Below are 23,134 nucleotides of genomic sequence, written 5' to 3'. Positions count from 1 at the left end.
AAACAATATCAGACATAGTGAGGTGACCTGCGAATGGGTGAGTACATCAATTTCACAGAAGTCGTGTTGTTTCTACTCGTCGGTCTATTGTTTATTACGCTGAACATTGTCCTGTTGCTACTACGTTACACGAGAGCCCGATACGCGATGCTGAGCATATTGGCTGCGAGCCTTTGGCCGGCACTCATGATCGTCCTCTCCGTCGAACAAATCCATATCTTTGAACAGTTACGTGCCGACACGTTCACCCTCGATCAATTGCTCGCGTGGGCGATCGTGATCTCGACAGCACTCATGACGATGATTCCGGCAGGTGTGTTCATCAATAAAGTCGTCGAAGTGTCCAAATTCCGCCATGAGTAAAGAGCGACCCCGTTCATTCGGGGTCGCTCTTTTCGATTACATTTACGTGGTCTCAGGTGTCGCCGTCTCACCCGGCTTTTGGACCCGGCGCAAGATCTCAAGGCTGAGCGCACGTGGCATCAACTTGGCAAATCCGACGAGGAGCTGGTTGGAAAGACCGGGGACGATGACACGCTTGTTTTGCATCACGCCCTTATATCCGAAGAAGGCGACGAGATGCGACGGCATCTTCGACATCATCAGCTCACTGCCGGCCCGGTTGAAGAAATCGGTGTCAGTCGGACCCGGACAGAGGACGCTCACATGGACGCCGGTTCCTTTCACTTCGGCATGGAGTGCCTCGGTGAGGGATAAAACATACGCTTTCGTCGCATAGTAGACCGCCATATACGGTCCGGGTTGGAATGCGGCGACGGACGCGACATTCAATACATAGCCGTGGTTTCGTGCGACCATCTCCGGTAAATAGGCTTTCGTGAGCTCGGTCAACGCGTTGACGTTGAGACGTACCTCTTCTGCCTCGGTCTCGGCATCCAAATCGGCAAAGGCGCCGGCTGTACCGAAACCGGCGTTATTGATCAAGAAATCGACAGTAAGTCCCGCTTCTTCGATTGCGTGCGTCAAACGTTTGGCGGCACCGTGTTCCGAGAGGTCCATCGCAAACACATGGACCTGGATGCGATACCGTTTCTCCAACACTTTCTTCAGTTCATGTAGTCGGGGTTCATTACGCGAGATGAGGATACAATCATATCCGTCCCGGGCAGCGAGTACGGCAAGGTCTAAACCGATGCCCATCGAGGCGCCGGTGATCAAGGCTGTTTTTGACAAATCGTCCACTCCTTTGTTTGAAAAAAGTCATACATTGTTACTGATTTCTTCACGAGTTGTTAAATTCCTGCTTCGTTTTAATCGTAAAAGCTGTGCTAAAGTATAGCAAGAAAATGTGATTTGACTCACAAGGTAGGGAGAAGAAGCGATATGATGATTCAGCTAATCACTACGGCGCAAAGCGTCGAGCAAGCAGAAGCGTTAATTAAAGCCGGTTCGGACCGACTTTATGTTGGGGGCACGATGTTCGGACTTCGGCAAAAAGGAGACTGGACAATCGATGCTGTGAGGGAAGTCACACAACTTGCACATCGTTACGGGAAAGAAGTGACCGTAGCCGTCAACAACCTGATGCATAACGAGCAAATCGAGCAGTTACCCGAATATTTGCAGGAGTTGAAAAAAATCGGAGTCGATGATGTGACCGCGGGGGACCCTGGGGCGATCCGTCTGATCCGTCAGGCAGGTATCCCATACTGGTATGATGCGCAGACGCTCGTCACGTCGGCAAAACAAATCCAATTCTGGGCGAAGCGCGAGGCAATCGGAGCCGTTGTCGCACGGGAAGTGACACTTGAAGAACTCAGTCTGATCCAGCAACAGGTCGGTTTACCGGTCGAGGTCCAAGTGTACGGACCGACCTGCATCCACCATTCGAAACGTCCGCTCATCACGAACTATTTCAATGAGATCGGTCGTCCTGCGGAAGAAGCGAAGCAGACAGAATTTTATGTGAGTGAGCCGGGAGATGCGTTCAGCCGCTATCCGGTATACGAGGATGAGAACGGGACACACATCTTCTCTGAGGATTTGACGCTCATGGGGCAGTTGCCGACACTCGTCCGTCACGGTCTCCATACGTGGAAGTTAGACGGGTGGCACGCCGGCGAACGATTCGTTGACATCGTCGACCTGTTCAACCGGGCACGGGCGAATTTGTTGAACGGTCAGTTCGATCGTCAAGCCATGGAGACGCGTCTTGCGGAGCTGCAACCGGACACGTTCCGATTGGGTACCGGGTTAATGTTGAGAAAGCCAGATGAGATCAAGTGAGGGATATGCGATGATGAAACGTCCAGAACTATTAGCGCCAGCAGGCAACCTAGAAAAATTGAAAATGGCCATCCATTACGGGGCCGATGCCGTCTATATCGGCGGACAACAGTTCGGTCTCCGTTCGCGTGCCGGTAACTTCAGCTATGACGAGATGACCGAAGGGGTTCACTTCGCCCATGCACGCGGGGCAAAAGTCTACGTCGCGGCCAACATGGTCACACATGAAGGGGATATCGAAGGAGCGGGCGAATTCTTCCGGACACTCCGGGACATCGGCATCGATGCCGTGATCGTCTCCGACCCGGCGATGATCGAGACGTGCCTTGATGAGGCACCGGGCTTGCCGGTCCACCTCTCGACGCAGGCGTCGGCAACGAACTACGAGACGCTTCGCTTCTGGCAGGAGGAAGGGTTGGAGCGGATCGTCCTCGCGCGAGAAGTGTCGATGGATGAGATCTTCGAGATGAAACGTCAGACGGACGTCGAAATCGAGGCGTTCGTTCATGGGGCGATGTGTATCTCCTACTCGGGACGTTGCACACTCTCGAACCATATGACGCTCCGTGACGCCAACCGTGGCGGCTGTGCCCAGTCGTGTCGTTGGAAATACGGCTTCTTTGAAGAAGGAGAACTCCTGACACCGGAGATGGAGGCACGGGACGAGGAACCGTTCTCGATGAGCTCGGTCGACTTGTCGATGGTTCGTCACATTCCGGACCTGGTCGATGCAGGGGTCGACAGCCTGAAAGTGGAGGGACGGATGAAGTCAATCCATTACGTGGCGACCGTCTGTAACGTCTACCGTCAAGTCATCGACGCGTATTGTGAGGACCCGGAGAACTTCGAGTTCGACCCGGCGTGGGAAGAGGAGATTTGGAAAGCCGCGCAGCGTGAGCTGGCGAGCGGATTCTATTACGGTGTCCCGACCGAGAAAGAGCAGCTCTTCGGAAAACCGCGTTCGATCCCGCAATATGCGTTTGCGGCCCGTGTCATCTCATATGATGAAGCGACCGGTGTGGCGACGCTTGAACAGCGTAATCACTTCCGAGTCGGCGAAGAGGTCGAGTTCTTCGGTCCTGGTTTCGTTCGCTTCACCCAAACGGTCGAGGCCATCGAAGATGTGGATGGCCAACCGATCGAGGCGGCAAACCAGGCGATGATGACGGTTCGTGTGAAAGTGGACCAGCCCGTTTCGACCGACTTTATCATGCGGAAACGAAAAGGCAGCCGAGCGGCTGTCACGTCGAACAACTGACACATCCGGCAAGACAACATAGTCGCCCGAAACCTCCAATCCTGCTAACCTAGAAGACATAGAGATGGAGGGATGGAAGGATGAACCAAAATACGGAACAATTGCGGACCGAGCCCATCGGACGTCTCCTGTTCAAGTTGTCCTTGCCGGCAATGATCGGGATGCTCGTGACGGCGCTCTACAATATCATCGACACGATTTTTGTCGCGCGCGGGATCGGAGCATCTGCGGTCGCTGCGATCGGGATCGCCTTTCCGATCCAGATGATTTTGATGGCGGTATCGAGCGCCATCGGACTCGGTGGCGCCTCGATCAGTTCCCGAAAACTCGGAGCGGGCGACGACGCCGGGGCGGCGGTGACATTTCTAAACGTCCTCGTCCTCGTCGGGGTGTTCGCGGCGTTTGCCGTCAGTTCCGCCTTCTTCATGTTGGACGACATCTTGAAGGTGTTCGGGGCGACGTCTGAGATCATGGGACTCAGCCGCCAGTACTTATCCGTGACGCTGATCAGTTCGCCATTCTTCATGTTCACCCTCGCCTCGAGTGCGATGGTGCGCGCAGAAGGCCAGGCGCCGTATCAAATGAAGGTCATGCTGACGACGGTCCTCGTCAACTTGGTGACGACCCCGCTGTTCATCTTCACGTTTGGATGGGGCATCTACGGGGCGGCGACTTCGACCGCGCTCTCTCAAGTCGTCGGATCGATCCTCATGCTCCGCTTCTTCTTCGCCCGAAAACCAAAAACGGAACTTCGCTTTAAATGGCGTCAGTTCCGGATTCGTTTCGGTGAGATCAAAGAAATCATGGCGATTGGTTCGTCCTCGTTCATCATGATGGTGTCGCAGTCGATTTTATTCGTCGGGGTCAACAACATGCTTGGGACGTATGGGGGGACCGAAGAGCTGGCGATTTTCGCCATCATCAACAAGTTCATGGCTCTCGTCGGGATGCCGATCATGGGCATCGTCCAAGGGATGCAGCCGATCGTCGGCTACAACTACGGCGCACAGCTGTTTGACCGGATGCGCGAGACGATTTGGACGGCGATGCGTGCCGGCGTCGTAATCGCCATCCTCATCTGGCTGACGCTACAGCTCTTCCCGCACACGCTGATGAGTTGGTTCTCTTCGGATGAGGCACTCATCGCGGGTGGGGTGACGGCCATCCACATTTTGTTCGCCGTCTCGTTCCTGCCAAGTGTGCAGATGCTCGTCAACGGAATCTACCAATCCCTCGGCAAGGCCCGTGTCGCGATGTTCCTGTCGCTTTCCCGGCAGACGTTGTATACAATCCCGCTCGTCTTCATCCTCCCGACATTCCTCGGAGTGTTCGGTGTCTGGCTCGCGTTCCCGATTGCGGACGCGCTGACATTTTTGACGGCGGTCGGTCTCGCGTTTTGGGACCGTAACCTGTTATTCCGACCGTCCGCAGAAGAGGCGGAGGCAAAAGCAACCAATTTATGAAGAGGCGTCCGCTCGGGTCGAGCGGGCGTCTTCTTTTAGGAAGAGATAGATCCCGCCAAGCAAGACGATCGCCCCGACCCATTGAAACGGACCGAGTCGCTCGCCGAAGAAGGCGTAGCCGAACACCATGCCCCACAGTGCCTCACCGAGGATGGTGATGCTGACTACCGTCGCGCTCACACGGGCGAGGGCGTAGTTGAACAGGTTGTGCCCGAGAATCGTCGGGAAGAAAGCGAGGGCGAGGAAGTACCACCAGTTGACCGTCTCGAAATCGACGAACGTCGTGCCCCGGACGAGGAGCATGAAGCAAAGGACTACCGTCGCGACGAGATAGACGCTGAACGAGTACGTGTTCGTCTTCATCTCGGTACGGACGTGCTGGCCGACGAGCCAATAGCCGGCTATGAGGAGCGCGGCAATCAAGGCGAGTAAATCTCCATACAAGGCATCCCGACCGATCTGGACGTCACCTGCAGCGACGAGCATCCCACCGAGGACTGCGATGAGCGCATAGGTGAGTCCTTTTTTTGTCGGATGTTTTTTAAAGATGACGGCATTGCCGATCAATACGAAAATCGGGCTTGAGGTGACGAACAGCGTCGAGCTCGCGACCGTCGTGTAGTCGAGTGAAGAAAACCAGAGCCAGAAGTGAAACGCGAGCAACGTCCCGCTTAAAAGTAGCGCATAACGCGTCATGAGGCGCGTCCGGGCAAGGGCCTTGAAGTCCACCCACGGCAGCAGCATGAGACAGGTGAACAAGAGACGATAAAAGGCCGCAGTCTCAGCCGGGGCTGACGTCCATTTGACGAATAAGACGCTCGTCGACAGGAAGAAGACGGCGGCGAACAGAATAAGGTACGACATGGCGACACTCCTTCGATATGTACTTCTCAGTCTAATGATAGCGGAAAACAAGTGAGTTTCAATGAAATCCTGGGACCGATAACAAAATACTGAAGAAATCATTCAATCTGCGCTCAGCCAGGCGACGATTTACTATAATGAGAATGACTTGGTGAAGAAAATCATCACACCGCGCGCTGAAGAGTTCCAGTTCTCCTATTCGGTTTCTGAGATAATCAAAAAAATCAGAGGACCGCGATTGACTCACGAGATGAATTATGGTCCGAATGAGAAGATGACCCAAATTCAGACGAGTAAGAAGGACACTGAGACGGTCATTTTCTCTGAAACGTATGCCTATACGAAGGAAGGGTTCTTACAATCTGTCACTCGAGGGAGCGGCACGACACATTATACGTATGACCTGAACGGAAACTTGTTAAAATCAGAAGACCATTCCGGCAAACTTCTCTCTGAGAATAAATACCTACAAGGAAACCGTATCTCTGCTTCGATTCAGTACGATCAAGAGACGGACACGTATCGACAAATCAGCTATGAATTTAGAGAAAACGGTTCATTGGCAAAAGAGACGATTCGTAAACCGGCGAGCACATCCAGTGGCGCGGAACAGGCAGCAGTCGACGTCGTGAAAGAGTATCAATACTCCTCGTTCAACCTGTTGATGAGCATCACGACGAAGCAAGAAAGCACAGTGCTCGAACGGATCGAGTATATGTACGACAGCGAGGATAAACGTTCTTCGAAGAAAGTGACGAACGCTGAAGGTGAGCGTTTTGAGTTCTACTATTACGATTCGAACGGGGATCTCGTTTCTGTATCACGTAAAGTAGGCCTTGATCCAGTCGAAAACACGATGAACTTCTATCGAGACGCGAGTGGCAATCTCCTTAACTTCGAGTATAAAAACAAGCTTTACGACTACGTCTTTAACCAACGAGGAGACGTTGTCGCCATCACGGATGACGTACAGGAAGTGATTGCCCGCTACAGTTATGACGAGTGGGGGAATTTGATTGCGCTTGAGGGTCTGACTCCTCTCGGTCAAGAGGTGGCAGTAGAAAATCCACATCGGTATGTTGGTCGGTATGGTGTACGATACGATTCAACGAACGATTTCTACTACATGGGCTGGCGTGACTACAACGCCAAGATCGGACGCTTCATCGTCGCCGACGAGTATAAGGGGAATGATCGACACTCGATTTCCTTCAATGCGTATCTGTACGCCGAAGCGGACCCAGTCAATAACATTGACGCTATGGGGTATAAATCAACTTGGATAGGTGATATATGGGAAGGTACGAAAAAAGGTGTGGTTGCTTCCTACAACTTCCTGGCAGGCGACGATATATCCACCATCATGGATGATGACGCGACCTTATATTAAAAAGGCATCGCCGCAGCTTCGCTCATCTCGTATGTCGTCCCGATTCCAGGATTAGGTGTGGCATTCAAAGGTGGAGTGACCGCATTAAAAGTTGGAGGCCATGCCGCAGCCAGCACAGCAGCTCATGCCGCGACCAGCACGGCAGCTCATGCCGCGACTAGTTCCGCAATCCATGGGACGGCGAACGGAACCGCCCATGTCGCGCTGAACTCATCGGCGAAAAAGGTCACAGCGGCGGTGGGCAAAAAGAAACCAGCTCTCGGTAAACCCTCGATCCAGCAATCGAAGAAATCAGGGGCGTCCGGCAAGGGGGCCGCGCAAAAATTCTCACCTCCGCCCTCCAGCCCGTCCAAGTCAGTGGGTACGGGCAAACGAGGTGCACAGGCGAAGCCCCGGGGGATCAAGAACGCTGAGGAAGTCAAACCCGACATTCCGTCGACTCCTAAGGGTACGGTTAAAGGTGAGGAAGTAGTAGATTTGTACAGAGCAGTTAGTCCAGCAGAATATGATGACATAATGAAAAATAAAGCATTTAGACCTGGACCGAGAAGTTATGAAGCTAAACAATTTGGGTTAGCTTTCGATGAAATATTAAAGCTAAGCGACTTTTTCCCAGATTCAGCAGCTATTATTAGAGCAAGAGTACCAAAATCAGTGTTTGATAAGTTAGATCATACACCTGTTGATAAACATATTTTAAAGAGTGGAAATGTGACTGTCACACCTGATAAATATGACATCTTTAATAAATCAATAATTGAAATTAAACATGAATTTTAAAAAGGAGGATAATTTGTTAACCGTATTAGCGCAAATATACTTTTATACTGAAGAAGAAGGTGGTAGGTCCCAAGATGCATTTTCAGGGTATATGCCTTCGATAAGTGTTGATGGAGAGTTAATAATGTGTAGAGTATTGTCTGATTTAGAGATATTGTGTAGGGGGAGTGAACATCAAGTTAAAATTGAATTACCATACGGAGAAATATTTAAAGAACATTTTTTCACCGGGTATAGTTTCACTTTAAACGAGGGTGGTTGGATTATTGGTAAAGGAATAATATTAAAAGTTATAGGAGATAATTAAAGTTATTCCACTAGAAACATCTTGCCCATGATGGATTATAGATAATAAAACACAAGATGAAGTAGAGAAAGTACGTAAAACTACATTTTTTAAATAAAACCTTGAACGGACAGTCTAATGAAAGTACCTCGTTCTTTATGCGGCGACAGGAAGAAAATGTACCCGACCTATACGGCTTGCGTCCTGATTTCGACAGGACACAGGCCGTTTTTTGTTCCTAATATCTTTTCTACAGAAGGTTATGTACCGAGACGTAGAATCATTGCTAAAGTAGAGAGGCGACGACCTACAAGCTTGCGAGTAAGTCTTACAAGGCGGTCGGGAAGGTCACGACGAATGCAAAACGGGTAGCGGGCCGGGCCCTGCATGTGACGAAGACGGTAGGGGTGAAATCGTACCGGACCACGAAGAAGATAGCCGGTACCGTGAAAACCAAGGTCCAGCAACGCTTCACGAGAAAGAGCACTGCGAAGACTCCCGGTAGTTCGAGCGTCAGTCAGCGGAACGCGAAAACAGAGGCGCGATATGTGAAGAATGAGCGGAAGACCGAATCGACGACACAAGGTGCGGATGAGACAGCGGCGACGTCGGAGTTGGGTGCTAAGGGTGCGGGTAAAAATGATATCATTGATACTCCAAGAATCGGAAGTGCTCTAAAGAATGATAATGTAAAACCAATAATAAAAAAGGGGAGATTGTAAAATAATTTCCAAATAAAGCGTAAGCGCATGGTTTTCCTAATATAATTGATAATTATGCTGGATACTCATCGATATTTAAACTAGATGATGGCGCAGACTTATATCAACTTGGAGGGTCATATAACGGTGTATCAGGTCGATTTGAATGGATAATTGATAAAGGGAGTGTAACTCAAAGAATGTTTATTCAAAATGGAAGTATTAATGGGGTGCCAATTAAACCGTGAATTACTTACAATTATTTAATGACAATAGTATTCCGATTACATGGACCAGTATATTAATCGGTATTGAAGGTCCTGGAAAGTTCAACCGCCTTTTAGAATGGGAGGAAATCATTCAATACGCTATAGGTGAAGTAAATAAACAACAAGAATGTTCAGAACTAGTCAATGAAATAGCTTTCTCATACAGTAGTGAGGGTGATTTGATTTATAGGCTAGTAGCAAAACTTTCTAATAGTGAGAATATAGATAGAGAGGTAGAATTAAAAAAGTGGATTGTTATTATTTTGAGCGAAAAATTGAAAAATACCCCTCAGAGTCCATTATACGGCATGTTGTATTTTACAGAGTTTTGGGAAAAGTTTGATTACCCAGAATATAGCCCCCACTTGGTTCAGGGTATGGGGAATGAAATTAAACCAGAAGAATATTACTCAAAGGGATACTATGAAAAGTGTGCCTTAGAACACAAACAATGGATATTACATGAATTAAAAAAAATTCAAGAATAGCGTTCCAACAATCACCTCTAAAAAGATATTTATATAAGGAATTTGCCAATTTTATAATTAGCCTCGATGAAGTGACCCCTAAAAGTTAGACGCGGTTATTTCATCTTGGCAGTGTGAACGAACTGGGTCCGGTATTGCACCGGAATCAGTTTTAATTTTGCCTTGATTCGTCGTGTGTTGTAATAGTCTATGTAGTTACCGAGCTCGATTTTGAAGTGATCGATACTCTCAAAACGCTTAAGATAAAGGAATTCGGATTTCATGATTCCGAAGAAATTCTCCATCACTGCGTTGTCATAACAGTTCCCCTTGCGAGATATACTCTGCACGACACCTTTCTCTTTAAGGGTATGTCGGAACTGCTTCATTTGGTAATGCCATCCCTGATTTGAATGGATCAGGAGCTGATGCTCCTCAGGCAATTTGAACAAAGCGTTCTCCAACATCTCTGAGACCAGTGAGTACGTCGGTCTTGAGCCGATGGTGTAGGTATTGATTTCTCCGTTGAACAGGTCTAGGACAGGGGATAGGTAGAGCTTCTCCCCGATTTGACGTTTCTTCAGGCGCACGAGACATTTCAACCACAGTACTTTCACGAGGCGTTGAACCCTCTTGTGGTTCACTTTCTGCCCCCGATTCTGGAGTTCGTCACGAATGCGGCGATAACCGTATCGACCCTCATGTTCATCATAAATCGCTTGGATTTCTGCCTTCAGACCCGTGTCCGGGTCCGGTCTCCCGATTTTTTTCACCAGCACGTAATAGGTACTACGTTTGATTCCCGCGTATTCAACGAGCGCCTTCACCGGATATTTTTGCCTTAATTCATAGATGACCTTCACTTTGTCTTCTTTGGTGACGTTCCCTTGGATCGAACTAAGGCGTTCAACTTTTTTAGATACTCATTCTCCATTCGCAGACGGTCGATTTCCGCCTGGAGCGCTTCTGAAGACCCTTCTGCCGGGACTCGACGCTGTTTATTGCCTGTCTTCTTATCTTTCATCGGTGGCCGCCCTTTCTTCTTAGGAATGAGCGCGCACGGCCCTCCGGTCCTCAGTTGCCTCTCCCATTTCCGGACTGAGGAGGGAGAGGGGATATTGAAGATCGCGGCCGCTTCGTTTACCGACACGCCATTCTCTTTCATGTATTGAAGTACGTCCAGTTTAAACTGTGCGGGGTAAGATGTATAGGGTTTGGAAAAGGCCATCGACCCATGATGGTCGAACTGCTTGACCCAGTTGCGCACCAAGGTCGGGTCTGCCCCTAGAGATTTCGCGATGCCGTTCATACTATCTGACCCTTCTTGATAGGCCGTGACGGCGTTTAACTTTTGATGAGTAGTAAATTTAGTCATGAAAAAACTGCACCTCCGATTGTTAGATGTGTCTAACAATTGGGGTGCAGTTCACATCATTGTGTTGAATGAAGTTACCACACCACATTAAACTGGTCCCTATTTTTCGGATAGTTTAATTAAATGTACCTCCTTCTCTATGCAGGAACCGAAAGAGAATGAAAACGAGCTAAACGGCTTGTGTCTTGAATCAATCAGGACAGAGGCCGTTTTCTCATCCTAATTCGTATTACAGGAAAATTTGTGTACCAATCGATGGCGCCATTGTTAAACTAGAGAGGCGACGAGTGAGCGCTTTTTTTAGAAGGGCTTGATCTGAAATACGAAGAAGTTTGCCCGTACCGTGAAAGCCAAGGCCCAGCAACGCTTCAAGAGAAAGAGCACTGCGAAAACTTCCGATAGCGCCATCGCCAGTCAGCGGAACGCGAAAACAGAGACGCGGCTCCAGTCGAATGAGGTTGCCGAAAAGAAAGAATACCCATTAAAACTCGACCTTCAATTTTTTGCTGGTAAGGGTACGAGTAATCGCCCGCCTAATCTAACACCAGCAGGAGCAGGTCGCAATGGAGCATTTAGAGAGGCGAAGAGAAATAGTGGTATACCTGTTTCACAACAGCCGAAAAAAGTGTCCCCTGCAGTTGATAGACGTGGAAATAGAATTCCAGGTAAAGATTATGACTTTGGAGACGGGAAAATTATTAGAGATCACTCCGGCGGACATAAGTTCCCAGATGATCCGAGACAAAATAGGGGACCTCACTTTAATGATGTTGCCGGTGAGCATTATGATTACTAAAGAAACGGAGGAAGTAATATGAAATATTGGACGGAATTCACAAACGATGCTTTCTCGTGTTTCGAATGGTTTTCCAAAGATGAAGCTAATAAAAATATCGGATACATACCTAATTTAAGTGTATTCAGTATTATAGGTACAATGATACTTTCTACCGATGATAGAGAGTTATTTCTAAGTTTATGTAGCAGATTGGTAACGGGGTCAACCGTAGATAAAGCGGTTTTCAATGAACACAGGTTCTATTTGTTTGGAGTGGTTGAAACAGACAATCTAAATTCAAAAATTTTTAAGTACCAAAAATTATGGGGAAAATTAAAAAGGGAGTACAACCTCGATAATCTTACTCTAGGACCAGAAGTTGAATATATAGTGGATGAAAGGTTATGTTATGCAAGTATTGCAGAATTCAATGTAGCAGACATTTATAAGGTGATTCAGATAATCAGTAGCAATCCACAAAAATATACTATTATCGGGAGTAAAGGGCAGGATTATAAAACGGAAAGATTCATTAAAACACTTTTAGAAAAGGTGTACATTGATGGAGATAAAGAAGGGGAGATTGATTACTTTAAACTTTCACTTGTTTCGTGTCCTAAAGGAGACCTTGTCTTTAGGTGGGGAAGTTCCTCTGAGGAATATGAACTAGATATATTCACCCTAGAGGAAAATAAAAGATTGTTTGATGATATTTCTTTTAAATCGTAATACACTAAACCTTAATGGGCAATCTGAACTGAACCCTGTTATACGGACAATCTAATAAATGTACCTCGTTCTCTTAGCGGGAATCGGAAGAGAATGAAACCGACCTAGACGGCTTGTGTCTTGAATCAATCAGGACACGAGCCGTTTTCTCATCCTAATTCGTATTACGGGGAAATTTGTGTACCGATCGATGGCGCCATTGTTAAACTAGAGAGGTGATGAGTTAGCGTTTTTTTAGAATGGCTTGATCCGGACCACGAAGAAGTTAGCCCGTACCGTGAAAGCCAAGGTCCAGCAATTCTTCACGAGAAAGAGCACTGCGAAGACTCCCGGTAGCTCGAGCGTCAGTCAGCGGAACGCGAAAACAGAGACGCGGAATGTGCAGAATGAGGTTGCCGAAAAGAAAGAATACCCATTAAAACTCGACCTTCTATTTTTTGCTGGTAAGGGTAAGGGTATAGCAAAAGAACCATTTGTACCTGATGAATATTGGAGGAAGAAAGCACCACAAAACGCTACTCCAGGTTCGAAAATTGACCATTACAGGGATTATAAGGGCAAAAAAGAAAAATCAACTGTAATTTATGATCAGTACGGTAGACAAAAATATCGGATTGACCATTCAGACCATAGTATGCCAAAAAACCATTCAGTTCCACACTTACATGAATATAAATATGGGCCTGGATATCATCCATAAAAAGGGATGGAATATAGATGTGATTTTTGGAGGGATAAGTAATGATGAAAGAGTGGTATGAAGGAACAGAATTGCAAGAAAAAATTCCTGATTTCAATTCAACAAATGTCAAGTATATTACAGATTTCCATTATTATATCGGTTACAACTCTTATTATGATCAAGTGTCGTTCTTAGAAATAGACTTTCTATTAGAGGTGGGCAATAGAAAATTTACTTTGAAAATGAAGTTCAATGATGTTTCTTCTCTTGATTTACTAGGATTCGGAAACAATTACAATCAATTAATGGGTTTTATAATTAATAATTTAAGTGAGAGTGGCTTTGAAAAAAATAAGAAATATTTAGTAGAAGATTATGAGAGCAATATTATTAAGTTTTACTGTGCAGATTTAGAAGTGTTGACACTAGATGAAACAGAATAAAGAAATTAACTAGTGGATGTAGGATTTGGTCCCCTGACCTTGAACTGATCCCTGTTCTTCGGCCCGTTGATAAGTGCCACGACTTTTATACGAGAACAAGAGAAGAATGAACTCGAGTTGGGCGGCTTATGTCTTGAAACCAACAAGACATAGGCCGTTTTCTCTTTCTAATGCGTATTCCAGGGAGGTTTGTGTACCGAGTCGTGGCTTCGCTGTTAAACTAAAAATACGACGACCTCAAGACGATCAGGCGCAAGAACACCCGCTGGTACCAGAAGCCGGGTGCCGCGGCGATGATTGCGTCGAACTTCGTGCCGGGGCTGAACGTGGTCGGGAAGGCGGCCAAGGCGGTCGGGAAGGTCACGACGAATGCGAAACGGGTAGCGGGCCGGGCCCTGCATGTGACGAAGACGGTAGGGGTGAAATCGTACCGGAACACGAAGAAGATAGTCGGTACCGTGAAAACCAAGGTCCAGCAACGCTTAACGAGAAAGAGCACTGCGAAGACTTCCGGTAGCTCGAGCGTCAGTCAGCGGAACGCGAAAAAAGAGACGCGGTATGTGGAGAATGAGCGGAAGACCGAATCGACGACACAAGGTGCGGATGAGGTAGCGGCGACGTCGGAGTTGGGTGCTAAGGGTAAGGGTGACTTTGCTAATAGGAATTTTGCTTCTAGAGATTTACTAGAGTCTCATTTCGAAAAACATGCAGTTAAAAACAATGAATTCTTTGGTGCTTATAAAAATGCAGATGAATATTTGCAAGGTGCTAGAGATATTATGAGCAGTGGCACAAAAGTAGGATATCAATATAAAGGCGAAACTCGGACAGGTTACGTGAAGTTTATGGGTAACTCTCGTATGGGGGAAGCAAAATTTGAGTTTGTAGGAACTAATGCCATTGGTAATGTTACAACGTATCATGTAAAACGCGGTGAGGATTTATGGAAATTGTTAAATAACAATAAACGGGATAAGATAATTAACCCTATGGAATAAGGAGGTAACCTTTTATGCAATATACGGCAAAAATAATTGAATTTAGTCCTTTAATTGAAGAAGAAGCTGTACTTGAAATTAATGGGCGAAGATTAGTTGTTTTTATCAATCACTGTCCTTTTAAGATAAATCAAGGTGGGCAGTACCAAGTTGAAATAAACTTGGCTATACTTGATGATTTCGTAATTTCTAAGAATGATTCAGATACAAAAGGTATTGAACAGATAGGGGATAGTTTTTCGTATTATATTATAGGTACCTTGAACATTGATAATGGTACTATAGACACAGGTATATTGTTTGAGATAGATGGTGAATTTCTTTTTGACTACGGATATCTTCATAATCAAAACGTACGGATTCGGGTGGATAGATTAAGCGTTAATTTTATTGGGTGATATGTTTAACCTTGATTGGCTCTTGCCCTTCAAGGTTTTCTTTTTGGGCTATCCAGTGGCGAAAAGAGCATTTTTAATAGAGAACATGAGTAATGCCTGTATGTCTTTATCATACTTTTACGAATTATATAAGTACGTAACGCCTTCAAAATGTATGCCTATCACTGATAGACTAAAAAGGTGTGACTGCTAAACTAAAAAGGCAACTGGCGTGACTACGACGCCAAGATCGGACGCTTCATCGTCGCTGACGAGTATGAGGGGGACGAGACGGACCCGATCTCGTTCAACACGTATCTGTATGCCGAGGCGGACCTGGTCAACAACATCGACCCGGACGGCCACTTCGCGAAATGGATCAAAAAGCTACGCAAGGGCGTCAAGAAAGGGAGTGTCGGGGTCTATGACTTCCTGATCGGCGACGACCTCAAGACGATCACGAGCAAGAACACCCGCTGGTACCAGAAGCTGGGTGCCGCGGCGATGATCGCGTCGAACTTCGTGCCGGCGCTCAACGTGGTCGGGAAGGCGGCCAAGGCGGCGCGCGCGACCTACAAAGCGGTCAAAACAGTGCGAGCCACCTACACAGTGGCTAAGGCCGTGGTGAAGACGAGTTCGAAACGGGTAGCGGGCCGGGCCCTGCATGCGCCGAAGACGGTAGGGGTGAAATCGTACCGGACCACGAAGAAGATAGCCGGTACCGTGAAAACCAAGGTCCAGCAACGCTTCACTAGAAAGAGCACTGCGAAAACATCTAGCAGCTCGAGCGTCAGTCAGCGGAACAAGAAAACAGAGACGCGGTCTCAATTGAATGAAAATGCCAAGAAGTTAAATGGACCATTAGAACTCGACCTTCAGTTTTTTGCGGGTAAGGGTACGGTTAATAATACTCTAAACCCTAAAGACATCCGTTATATGCAAAGTTCTATTAAAAATAAAACCGGTGATTATACAGTAACAGGAAATGCAAATGCATTAAAAGCAGGTACTCTATCACCTACCGATTTAAAACAATTAATGTTTGGAAAGATGATGCATGAAAAATATGGACTTTAGACCATCGAAGGTTAGCTGCATTTAGAATGGCAGAGATTGAAGAAATACCAGTCAATTGGGCTTCAAAAGAGATAGTTAACAGTCAGATGTGGAAAATGACTACTAAATCAGGTGGAACTTCAATTAGATTAAAGCTTGAAGATGGAACGAGTAATATCATTAAATAGGAGGTAAACATGGAATTATATAAAGAGTTAGAAAAAGTAAGTGATAAGGAACAATTTACAAAGTTTATTTCTTCGTTAGCAAATGATCTTAAGTTAAAGCCTGATGAATGGGAGAATAGTGATATAGAGAGCTTTCTTCAAGGAGTAAAATCGTGGGTAGAAGATATGGAGGGTTATTATGAAAATAATAACCTCCCAATCCCCAACGATATAAACTGGAATTTTATTGCAACTATTTTTTATGTAGGTAAACTATATGAGTAATTAATTTGGAAAACCTTGATAGGATTTTAGCTTCTCAAGGTTTTTTATGTTTGATGAATTATAAAATTAAGTGCAACACCCAACGTGAATAAAAAAAGCTCATGACGCTTTCCTTGTGTAGAATGAAGTCACCACAACAGTCCCGCAATCCATGGGACGGCGAACGGGACCGCCCATGTCGCGCTGAACTCATCGGCGAAAAAGGTCACAGCGGCGGTGGTCAAAAAGAAATCATCTCTCGGTAAACCCTCGATCCAGCAATCGAAGAGATTAGGGGCGTCCGGCAAGGGGGCCGCGAAAAAATTCTCACATCCGCCCTCCAGCCCGGCCAAGTCAGTGGGTACGGGCAAACGAGGTGCACTGAGGAAGCCTCGTGGGATCAAGAACGCCGAGGAAGTCAAACCCGACATTCCGACGACTCCTAAGGGTACTAGTAATCTAAGTAGAAAGGCTGCATTTAATAGTGCTAAAAGAGATGCTGGTATTCCAAGAGCGCAACAACCAGAATCTGTGAATCGTGTACCAATGCGTTCTGCAGCTCATGAAGGTGGGCACGTAATAAAGGATTCAAAAGGGAGCGTAATTTATACAAGAGAATATAAGTTTACAAATAGATATAATCAAAAAATTATTATTCAAGACCATAGTGCAGGTCATTTAAAAGGTGGGCAAGGTCCTCATTTCAATGTTAGACCGTTTGAAAATACTAGAACAGGAAGTGTTCCTGTAACTTTGGACCATTATCCTTTTATAAAATAAAGGTGGTGAAATAACTTGTGGTATTTAAACGTTGATAAAAATCAATTTCTGATAAGCTTATATGATAGGGTTCCTGAAATAAAAAATACACGTATTTCTGAGGTATCCATTCATGATGAAGGGCAAATAGTTACAATATCTTTTGATATGCCATATTTCGCCGATAAACCTCCTGAAAAATGGAATAAATTTGGATATAACAATGTTCATGTTAGATTAGATTTTTCAGCGGTCCATGAATTGAATATACTCTCTAATTCTCATGACTATAAAGGCAGTATTGATATAACAAAAGATGATTCAGAAATGATTATCGTTAAAATAACGGGGACAATAAACGCCTTAATAAAAGCTGAATCAGGCTTAATTCAAAGTATTTCTGGTTATATTGGGTAGAAAGTGAAAAAGGTGAGAGGATAGTTAAATGAATAAAGGAGAACCTTGATTGGCTTTTGCCTTTCAAGGTTTTTTTAGCAAACGATGAATTAGAAAATTAAGACAACACCCGAACGTAAACGCAAAAAAGACCTTAGCGACATCATCGTGTAGAATGAAGTTACCGCACCATATTAAATTGAGCTCTGTTATACGAACAATCCAATAAATATACCTCGTCCTCTAGGCAGGAACCCGAAGAGAATGAAACGGAGCTAGGAGGCTTGTGTCTTGAATTAATCAGGACACAGGCCGTTTTTTTGATCCTAAGATCTTTTCTACAGAAGGTTATGTACCGAGACGTAGAATTATTGCTAAAGTAGAGAGGCGACGACCTCAAGACGATCAGGCGCAAGAACACCCGCTGGTACCAGAAGCTGGGTGCCGCGGCGATGATCGCGTCGAACTTCGTGCCGGGACTCAACTTGGTCGGGAAGGCGGCCAAGGCGGCGCGCGCGACCTACAAAGCGGTCAAAACAGTGCGAGCCACCTACATAGTGGCTAAGGCCGTGGTGAAGACGAGTTCGAAACGGATAGCGGGCCGGGCCCTGCATGCGACGAAGACGGTAGGGGTAAAATCGTACCGGAACACGAAGAAGTTAGCGGGTACCGTGAAAGCCAAGGCCCAGCCAACGCTTCACGAGAAAGAGCACTGTGAAGACTTCCAGTAGCTCGAGCGTCAGTCAACGGAACGCGAAAACAGAGACGCGATATGTGAAGAATGAGCGGAAGACCGAATCGGCGATACAAGGTGCGGATGAGGTAGCGGCGACTTCGGAGATTGGTGCTAAGGGTGCGAGTAAAGGTGTTAGTGATTACAGGGAAACATTTTTTACTCATTATCCTGAAACAAGAGGAAAAGTAGTTGTACATCATGCTATTGAACAACAAGTTCTAAAAAGGTATCCAAATCTAATTACAAAAGCTGAAATGCATTCAATTGGAAATTTAAGAGGAATTCCTAAAGAATTAAACAGTGATATTCACTTATCGAAAATTAGAAAGGATTGGAACAAATTCTATAGAGAGAATCCAAATGCAACAAGGGAAGAATTGGATTTGATGAGAGATCAAATAGACAAAAAATATGGTGGTCAGTTCAATCCACCAATAAAATAAACGAAGGAGGGAAAAAACTTGGAATTATATCTTCTCGAACCTGAGGTCGCAGGAGGACTCGGAGAGAATACAGTATTTGGTACAGATGAAGAAATAAGAAAAGAGGGGGGGGCGTCGAGGGTGCAATATTTGCACTACAAATTTGATGGCTGGTTAGGAGACGCATTACTAGAATGTACTCCATGCTTCATTATAACTAAAGAATTAAATAATCAGTTAATGGCTAATGGCTTAAATGATTATTCAACACAAAACTGTGATATTACAACATCTGAGGAATTTGAAGAACTATATCCAAATAAGAAGTTGCCTGAATTTATTAGACTGATACCACTTGGTACAGTCCACGTGGAGAAAAAATCTTATTCAGATTGGACAGGAAAACATTTTAGTCTCTCACAAAGAAGTGAACTGGTTGTAACAAAAGAAATATTGTCAATACTCGAATCGTATATTAAATATAGTGATATAACTCCTTTGAAGAAGTTATAAAAAGTAATTAGTTTTGGACAAACTTGACAATCAAATGATTGTCAAGTTGAACTGAGCTCTATTTCACGAACAGTCTAATAAAAGTACCTCGTTCTTTATGCGGGAACCGGAAGAGAATGAAAACGAGCTAAACGGCTTGTGTTTTGAATCAAACAAGACACAGGTCGTTTTATTGTCTCTGAAATTTTGTCTACTGGAGGTTATGTCTCGAGTGGTGAAGTTGTTGTTAAACTAGATGGTGACGAGTTAGCGCTATTTTTTAGAAGGGCTTGATCCGAAATACGAAGAAGTTTGTCACCACCGTGAAAACCAAGGTCCAGCAACGCTTCACGAGAAAGAGCACTGCGAAGACTTCCGATAGCTCGAGCGTCAGTCAGCGGAACGCGAAAACAGAGACGTGATATGTGAAGAATGAGCGGAAGACCGAATCGACGACACAGGGTGCGGATGAGATAGCGGCGACGTCGGAGTTGGGTGCTAAGGGTACAGGTAATACAGGAAAAGGATTATCAAAAATTGATAATCCTGTTGACTTAACAGATTTCAGAAAAGACCATATCCTTAACAGGCACAGAGCTGGTGCTGGTAAAGGAAAGGATGAGTGCCCTGCAAATTGGAGTGATGAACGTATTCTTCATAATATCTCAGATATAGCAACAGACCCTAAGGCAGTAACAGGAATTGGAAAGTGGAACTCACCATATGCAATAGGTGTACGTGATGGAGTTAAAATAAGGGTTGATTTTTACCCACCGACTCACCCTCATCATGCAGGAAAGATTTCAACGGCGTACCCACCAAGATTAAAATAGACTGGAGGGGCAATATGGATAGGAAACATAATGAGAAATTAGCAAGTTTTATATTAGCTTCAGAAGAAAAAATTCCTAATGACGGTTTAGAAGAAGTTCGGCATTATTACGAGCATGGAGAATATGAAATGTCATTCGAGGGGTTAGTAATTGAATTGATGAGTGTCCGAAAATACCCTGATAATTTTGATTTTAATGATTGGAAAGAACTTGCTATTTATTACGGATTAGATAGAGAGTCAGTTTTTGAGGGGGATTTCTGGATGGAATTTTTACAATGGGGGGGAGAACTTTAAAGAAATTAGAAAATAGAATTAGAATTAATTTTAAAACCTTGATTGACTATATGCCTTTCAAGGTTTTATTAATGAAAAAAACCATCTATTAAAATCCCTTAAGCATTCACCAACCTTATCCCTGCACACTCAAATGCTCCGCTCCACCTGTACTCATCCTTCGCCTGATATAGTAAAATAAGAGCAGGTTTGATTTTGATTGCACGTACCGCTTTAAAAGTTCAAGGCGGATTAAGGAGTTATTATGAGACTAATTATCGCGGAAAAGCCATCACAAGCTCAGAAGCTGGCTGCGCCGTATCCATCTAAAAAGAAAAAAGACGAAATTGAAATTGCTCCATGTACCCGGTTCCCGGAAGGGGCGATCGTCGTCTGGGCGGTCGGTCATTTATGCGAGCTCCAGGAGCCCTCACACTACCGGCCGGAATGGAAATCATGGAAGTATGAAGCCTTACCAATCGTCCCCGAGAGGTTTGACTACCGAATCTCGAAAGGGAAGTCGAAACCGTTCTATGCCATCAAAAAATGGCTCCATGACCGCTCGATCACCGATGTCATCATCGCATCCGATGCCGAGCGGGAAGGGGAGGCGATCGTCCGTCTCATCCTACGTCTCGCCGGTAACAAAAAGCCGTTGGCCCGACTTTGGATCTCGAGTTTGACCGAGCAAGCGGTCGACCGCGGCTTCGCCCAACTGTTGCCCGGGGAGCAGACGATTCCTTATTACCACGAGGCGATGAGCCGGGCCTGTGCGGACTGGCTCGTCGGCATGAACGCCTCAAGGGCCTACACGACGCTGTTAAAGACGATCGGTATCGAGGACGTCTTCTCGCTCGGTCGCGTTCAGACACCGACCCTTGCCTTGATCGTCAACCGGGAGCGCGAGATCAAGCAGTTCGTCCCCGAACCGTATTTCGAAGTCGAGGCGACGCTCCAACAAGGACGCGGCACGTTCAAGGCGAAATATACGCTCGGCAAGACGACGAAGCTGAAGTCACGTGAGGAGGCCGACGCCGTCGTGAAACGCGCCTCCGGGACAGCGACCGTGAAGGCGATTGACAAAGAAGAGAAGATCGAACAGCCGCCGTTTTGGTTCAGTTTGTCCGGTCTTCAGGCAGAGGCCGGCAAACGGTTTGGATTCGGTGCGAAAAAGACGCTCGACATCGCCCAAAAGCTCTATACGAAAGGGTGGATCAGTTATCCCCGGACCGACTCCGGATTCGTCACGCCGGACGAGGCGACACTCTTCCCGCAGACGAAGGCGCGCCTGCTGAAGTCGGCGGCCTATGCCGGACTGAAGGACGTGTTGACCGAGGACCCGTCCAAAAATCGCCGTTATGTCAACGCGAAGAAGGTCAGTGACCACTACGCGATCATCCCGACGGAGGCGTGCGGGGACGTGACACGTCTCGGCGGGGACGAGGCCAAGCTGTACGATTTGATCAATCGCCGTTTCCTGGCGGCGTTCGCCCCGGCGGCGAAGCTGGAGAAGACGACACTCGACCTGTTGGACGGGGATGATTTGTACCGGGCGAAAGGGACGGTCGTCGTCAGCCCCGGCTATCGTCAAGTCGTCGAGATGAAATCAAAAGACGTCGAGCTCCCGGCGCTCGCAGTCGGCGATACGGTGAAAGAGAAGAAGGTCGAGGTCTTATCCAAACAGACCGAGCCTCCGAAACGGTATACCGAAGGGGCACTCATCATGGCGATGAAAGTCGCCGGGAAGCAGCTCGATGACGAAGAGTTGATTCATATTATGAAAGAGGTCGAAGGACTCGGCACCGAGGCGACCCGGGCGAACATTATCGACGGCTTGAAAAAGCGCGGATACGTCCAACTGCAGAAAAAAGAGCTCGTCCCGACCGACAAGGGCAGACTGTTGATCGACGTCCTCGGTGACAGCATCCTCGCCTCTCCGGTCATGACGGCGAAGTGGGAGAAGCGTCTCCATGAGATCGGCCAGGCGTCCGCTTCTGCCGCCGAATTTATCGAGCAGGCGAAGAAGATGTCGATCCACCTCGTCGAGGAGGCGAGGTCGCGCGTCGAGGCGGCGAATCCGGAAGGGTATACGATCGAGCCGAAGCGATACGGCAAAAAAACGGCTCGTCCTAAGGCGTCATTCGGGGTTTGCCCGAGCTGCGGGAAAGGGCTTGTCGAACACCCGAAATTTATCGGCTGCAGCGGATTCCGGGAAGGCTGTCGCTTCACCGTCTCAAAGCAAGTGCTCGGTGTCGGACTTGCCAAGGACGAGTTGCTGCAAATGATCAATGGCGGACAGTCGAACGTCCATACGTTCAAAAAAGGGGAGAAGACGTTCAACGCCTCCCTCTACTTGGAGAAAGGCACGCTCCGCTTCGAGTTCAAATAAAAACAAGGGTCGCCATTTATACTGGCGGCCCTTGTGGTTTGTCCTTCTCTTCCTGTTCGGACTCGATGCGACGGTTGATTTCATCATAATCGAGCACGATATCATCTTTGTTGTCTTTATAGGCGTATCCTTTTTGGATGACGACGATGGATGCGACTAGGACGAGCAAAATGATCAAGCCGCTGACGGCGAATAACCAAGCCATATGATCCCCCTCTTTCTACCTTCTTAGTATGCC

At 46.6% G+C, this 23,134-nt stretch carries 29 protein-coding genes; 25 read left to right on the top strand and 4 right to left on the bottom strand.

What is annotated here, in order from left to right; translation table 11 throughout:
• Window positions 1-33 precede the first annotated feature (33 nt).
• On the top strand, window positions 34-363 hold the full coding sequence (locus KNP03_RS01450) for a hypothetical protein (RefSeq protein WP_214824185.1): 330 nt from the start codon (window positions 34-36) through the stop codon (window positions 361-363).
• Window positions 364-405: 42 nt separating this feature from the next.
• Here the strand turns inward: KNP03_RS01450 and KNP03_RS01445 are convergent, their stop codons facing one another.
• Window positions 406-1,203 (bottom strand): SDR family NAD(P)-dependent oxidoreductase, encoded by a 798-nt coding sequence (locus KNP03_RS01445; protein WP_420827872.1) that lies wholly within the window; start codon window positions 1,201-1,203, stop codon window positions 406-408.
• 141 nt (window positions 1,204-1,344) lie between these two features.
• Between KNP03_RS01445 and KNP03_RS01440 the strand changes: the two genes are divergently transcribed.
• From KNP03_RS01440 to KNP03_RS01430, 3 genes are all read left to right on the top strand, one after another.
• Window positions 1,345-2,247: a peptidase U32 family protein gene (locus tag KNP03_RS01440; RefSeq protein ID WP_214824168.1), complete on the top strand. Its 903-nt coding sequence runs from the start codon at window positions 1,345-1,347 to the stop codon at window positions 2,245-2,247.
• Between the two features lie 10 nt (window positions 2,248-2,257).
• Entirely contained in the window at window positions 2,258-3,505 is a 1,248-nt protein-coding gene (locus KNP03_RS01435) for a peptidase U32 family protein (protein WP_214824165.1), read from the top strand.
• An 80-nt stretch (window positions 3,506-3,585) separates the two neighbouring features.
• A complete protein-coding gene (locus KNP03_RS01430; RefSeq protein ID WP_214824162.1) occupies window positions 3,586-4,968 on the top strand; it encodes an MATE family efflux transporter in 1,383 nt (460 codons plus the stop codon).
• On the opposite strand, the gene KNP03_RS01425 is transcribed toward KNP03_RS01430, so the two are convergent.
• A complete protein-coding gene (locus KNP03_RS01425) occupies window positions 4,963-5,832 on the bottom strand; it encodes a DMT family transporter (RefSeq protein WP_214824159.1) in 870 nt (289 codons plus the stop codon). The genes KNP03_RS01430 and KNP03_RS01425 overlap by 6 nt on opposite strands.
• Before the next feature lie 151 nt (window positions 5,833-5,983).
• Here KNP03_RS01425 and KNP03_RS13590 point away from each other — a divergent pair, with 151 nt between their 5' ends.
• From KNP03_RS13590 to KNP03_RS01400, 5 genes are all read left to right on the top strand, one after another.
• A complete protein-coding gene (locus KNP03_RS13590; RefSeq protein WP_214824155.1) occupies window positions 5,984-7,222 on the top strand; it encodes an RHS repeat domain-containing protein in 1,239 nt (412 codons plus the stop codon).
• A 57-nt stretch (window positions 7,223-7,279) separates the two neighbouring features.
• Window positions 7,280-8,002, top strand: a complete 723-nt coding sequence (locus KNP03_RS01415) for a hypothetical protein (RefSeq protein ID WP_214824152.1) — start codon at window positions 7,280-7,282, stop codon at window positions 8,000-8,002.
• 13 nt (window positions 8,003-8,015) lie between these two features.
• The gene (locus tag KNP03_RS01410) at window positions 8,016-8,309 is read left to right on the top strand and encodes a hypothetical protein (RefSeq protein ID WP_214824150.1); all 294 of its coding nucleotides are present in this window, start codon (window positions 8,016-8,018) and stop codon (window positions 8,307-8,309) included.
• 368 nt (window positions 8,310-8,677) lie between these two features.
• A complete protein-coding gene (locus KNP03_RS01405) occupies window positions 8,678-9,010 on the top strand; it encodes a hypothetical protein (RefSeq protein ID WP_214824147.1) in 333 nt (110 codons plus the stop codon).
• A gap of 223 nt (window positions 9,011-9,233) precedes the next feature.
• The gene (locus tag KNP03_RS01400) at window positions 9,234-9,746 is read left to right on the top strand and encodes a DUF2247 family protein (protein ID WP_214824144.1); all 513 of its coding nucleotides are present in this window, start codon (window positions 9,234-9,236) and stop codon (window positions 9,744-9,746) included.
• Window positions 9,747-9,841: 95 nt separating this feature from the next.
• Here the strand turns inward: KNP03_RS01400 and KNP03_RS01395 are convergent.
• A protein-coding gene (locus KNP03_RS01395; protein WP_214824141.1) for an IS3 family transposase occupies window positions 9,842-11,100 on the bottom strand; the annotation gives its coding sequence in 2 pieces (ribosomal slippage) (window positions 9,842-10,644 and window positions 10,644-11,100; 1,260 coding nt in all).
• Window positions 11,101-11,443: 343 nt separating this feature from the next.
• Between KNP03_RS01395 and KNP03_RS13585 the strand changes: the two genes are divergently transcribed.
• From KNP03_RS13585 to KNP03_RS01315, 16 genes are all read left to right on the top strand, one after another.
• On the top strand, window positions 11,444-11,896 hold the full coding sequence (locus tag KNP03_RS13585; RefSeq protein ID WP_214824137.1) for an HNH/endonuclease VII fold putative polymorphic toxin: 453 nt from the start codon (window positions 11,444-11,446) through the stop codon (window positions 11,894-11,896).
• An 18-nt stretch (window positions 11,897-11,914) separates the two neighbouring features.
• Window positions 11,915-12,607 (top strand): hypothetical protein, encoded by a 693-nt coding sequence (locus KNP03_RS01385; protein ID WP_214824134.1) that lies wholly within the window; start codon window positions 11,915-11,917, stop codon window positions 12,605-12,607.
• 379 nt (window positions 12,608-12,986) lie between these two features.
• A complete protein-coding gene (locus tag KNP03_RS01380; RefSeq protein ID WP_214824131.1) occupies window positions 12,987-13,307 on the top strand; it encodes a hypothetical protein in 321 nt (106 codons plus the stop codon).
• A gap of 41 nt (window positions 13,308-13,348) precedes the next feature.
• Window positions 13,349-13,732 (top strand): hypothetical protein, encoded by a 384-nt coding sequence (locus KNP03_RS01375; RefSeq protein WP_214824128.1) that lies wholly within the window; start codon window positions 13,349-13,351, stop codon window positions 13,730-13,732.
• 293 nt (window positions 13,733-14,025) lie between these two features.
• Window positions 14,026-14,730, top strand: coding sequence for a hypothetical protein (locus KNP03_RS01370; protein WP_214824125.1), 705 nt, complete (start codon window positions 14,026-14,028; stop codon window positions 14,728-14,730).
• A gap of 14 nt (window positions 14,731-14,744) precedes the next feature.
• Window positions 14,745-15,128: a hypothetical protein gene (locus KNP03_RS01365; RefSeq protein ID WP_214824122.1), complete on the top strand. Its 384-nt coding sequence runs from the start codon at window positions 14,745-14,747 to the stop codon at window positions 15,126-15,128.
• 483 nt (window positions 15,129-15,611) lie between these two features.
• Window positions 15,612-16,184, top strand: coding sequence for a hypothetical protein (locus tag KNP03_RS01360; protein WP_214824120.1), 573 nt, complete (start codon window positions 15,612-15,614; stop codon window positions 16,182-16,184).
• 176 nt (window positions 16,185-16,360) lie between these two features.
• The gene (locus KNP03_RS01355; protein ID WP_214824118.1) at window positions 16,361-16,615 is read left to right on the top strand and encodes a DUF7660 family protein; all 255 of its coding nucleotides are present in this window, start codon (window positions 16,361-16,363) and stop codon (window positions 16,613-16,615) included.
• Window positions 16,616-16,831: 216 nt separating this feature from the next.
• Window positions 16,832-17,374 carry an HNH/endonuclease VII fold putative polymorphic toxin gene (locus KNP03_RS13580; protein ID WP_338082696.1) on the top strand — a complete coding sequence of 181 codons (543 nt, stop codon included), beginning with the start codon at window positions 16,832-16,834 and terminating at the stop codon, window positions 17,372-17,374.
• 15 nt (window positions 17,375-17,389) lie between these two features.
• Entirely contained in the window at window positions 17,390-17,770 is a 381-nt protein-coding gene (locus KNP03_RS01345) for an Imm50 family immunity protein (protein ID WP_214824115.1), read from the top strand.
• A 431-nt stretch (window positions 17,771-18,201) separates the two neighbouring features.
• Window positions 18,202-18,480, top strand: coding sequence for a hypothetical protein (locus KNP03_RS01340; RefSeq protein ID WP_214824113.1), 279 nt, complete (start codon window positions 18,202-18,204; stop codon window positions 18,478-18,480).
• A 43-nt stretch (window positions 18,481-18,523) separates the two neighbouring features.
• Complete coding sequence (locus tag KNP03_RS01335; RefSeq protein ID WP_214824111.1) at window positions 18,524-18,928, top strand: hypothetical protein; 405 nt, start codon at window positions 18,524-18,526, stop codon at window positions 18,926-18,928.
• 18 nt (window positions 18,929-18,946) lie between these two features.
• A complete protein-coding gene (locus KNP03_RS01330) occupies window positions 18,947-19,420 on the top strand; it encodes a hypothetical protein (RefSeq protein ID WP_214824110.1) in 474 nt (157 codons plus the stop codon).
• Window positions 19,421-19,824: 404 nt separating this feature from the next.
• Window positions 19,825-20,232: an EndoU domain-containing protein gene (locus KNP03_RS01325; RefSeq protein WP_214824108.1), complete on the top strand. Its 408-nt coding sequence runs from the start codon at window positions 19,825-19,827 to the stop codon at window positions 20,230-20,232.
• Window positions 20,233-20,246: 14 nt separating this feature from the next.
• On the top strand, window positions 20,247-20,528 hold the full coding sequence (locus tag KNP03_RS01320; RefSeq protein ID WP_214824105.1) for a hypothetical protein: 282 nt from the start codon (window positions 20,247-20,249) through the stop codon (window positions 20,526-20,528).
• A gap of 244 nt (window positions 20,529-20,772) precedes the next feature.
• Window positions 20,773-22,896 (top strand): DNA topoisomerase III, encoded by a 2,124-nt coding sequence (locus tag KNP03_RS01315; RefSeq protein ID WP_214824102.1) that lies wholly within the window; start codon window positions 20,773-20,775, stop codon window positions 22,894-22,896.
• Window positions 22,897-22,912: 16 nt separating this feature from the next.
• Here KNP03_RS01315 and ytzI read toward each other — a convergent pair whose 3' ends face one another.
• Complete coding sequence (ytzI, locus tag KNP03_RS01310; protein WP_214824099.1) at window positions 22,913-23,101, bottom strand: YtzI protein; 189 nt, start codon at window positions 23,099-23,101, stop codon at window positions 22,913-22,915.
• Between the last annotated feature and the right edge of the window lie 33 nt (window positions 23,102-23,134).

The organism is Exiguobacterium algae (assembly GCF_018617875.1).
Classification (GTDB): Bacteria; Bacillota; Bacilli; order Exiguobacteriales; family Exiguobacteriaceae; genus Exiguobacterium; species Exiguobacterium algae.
The sequence above is the reverse complement of the archived record's forward strand: the minus strand, read 5'-3'. Positions and strand labels throughout refer to the sequence as shown.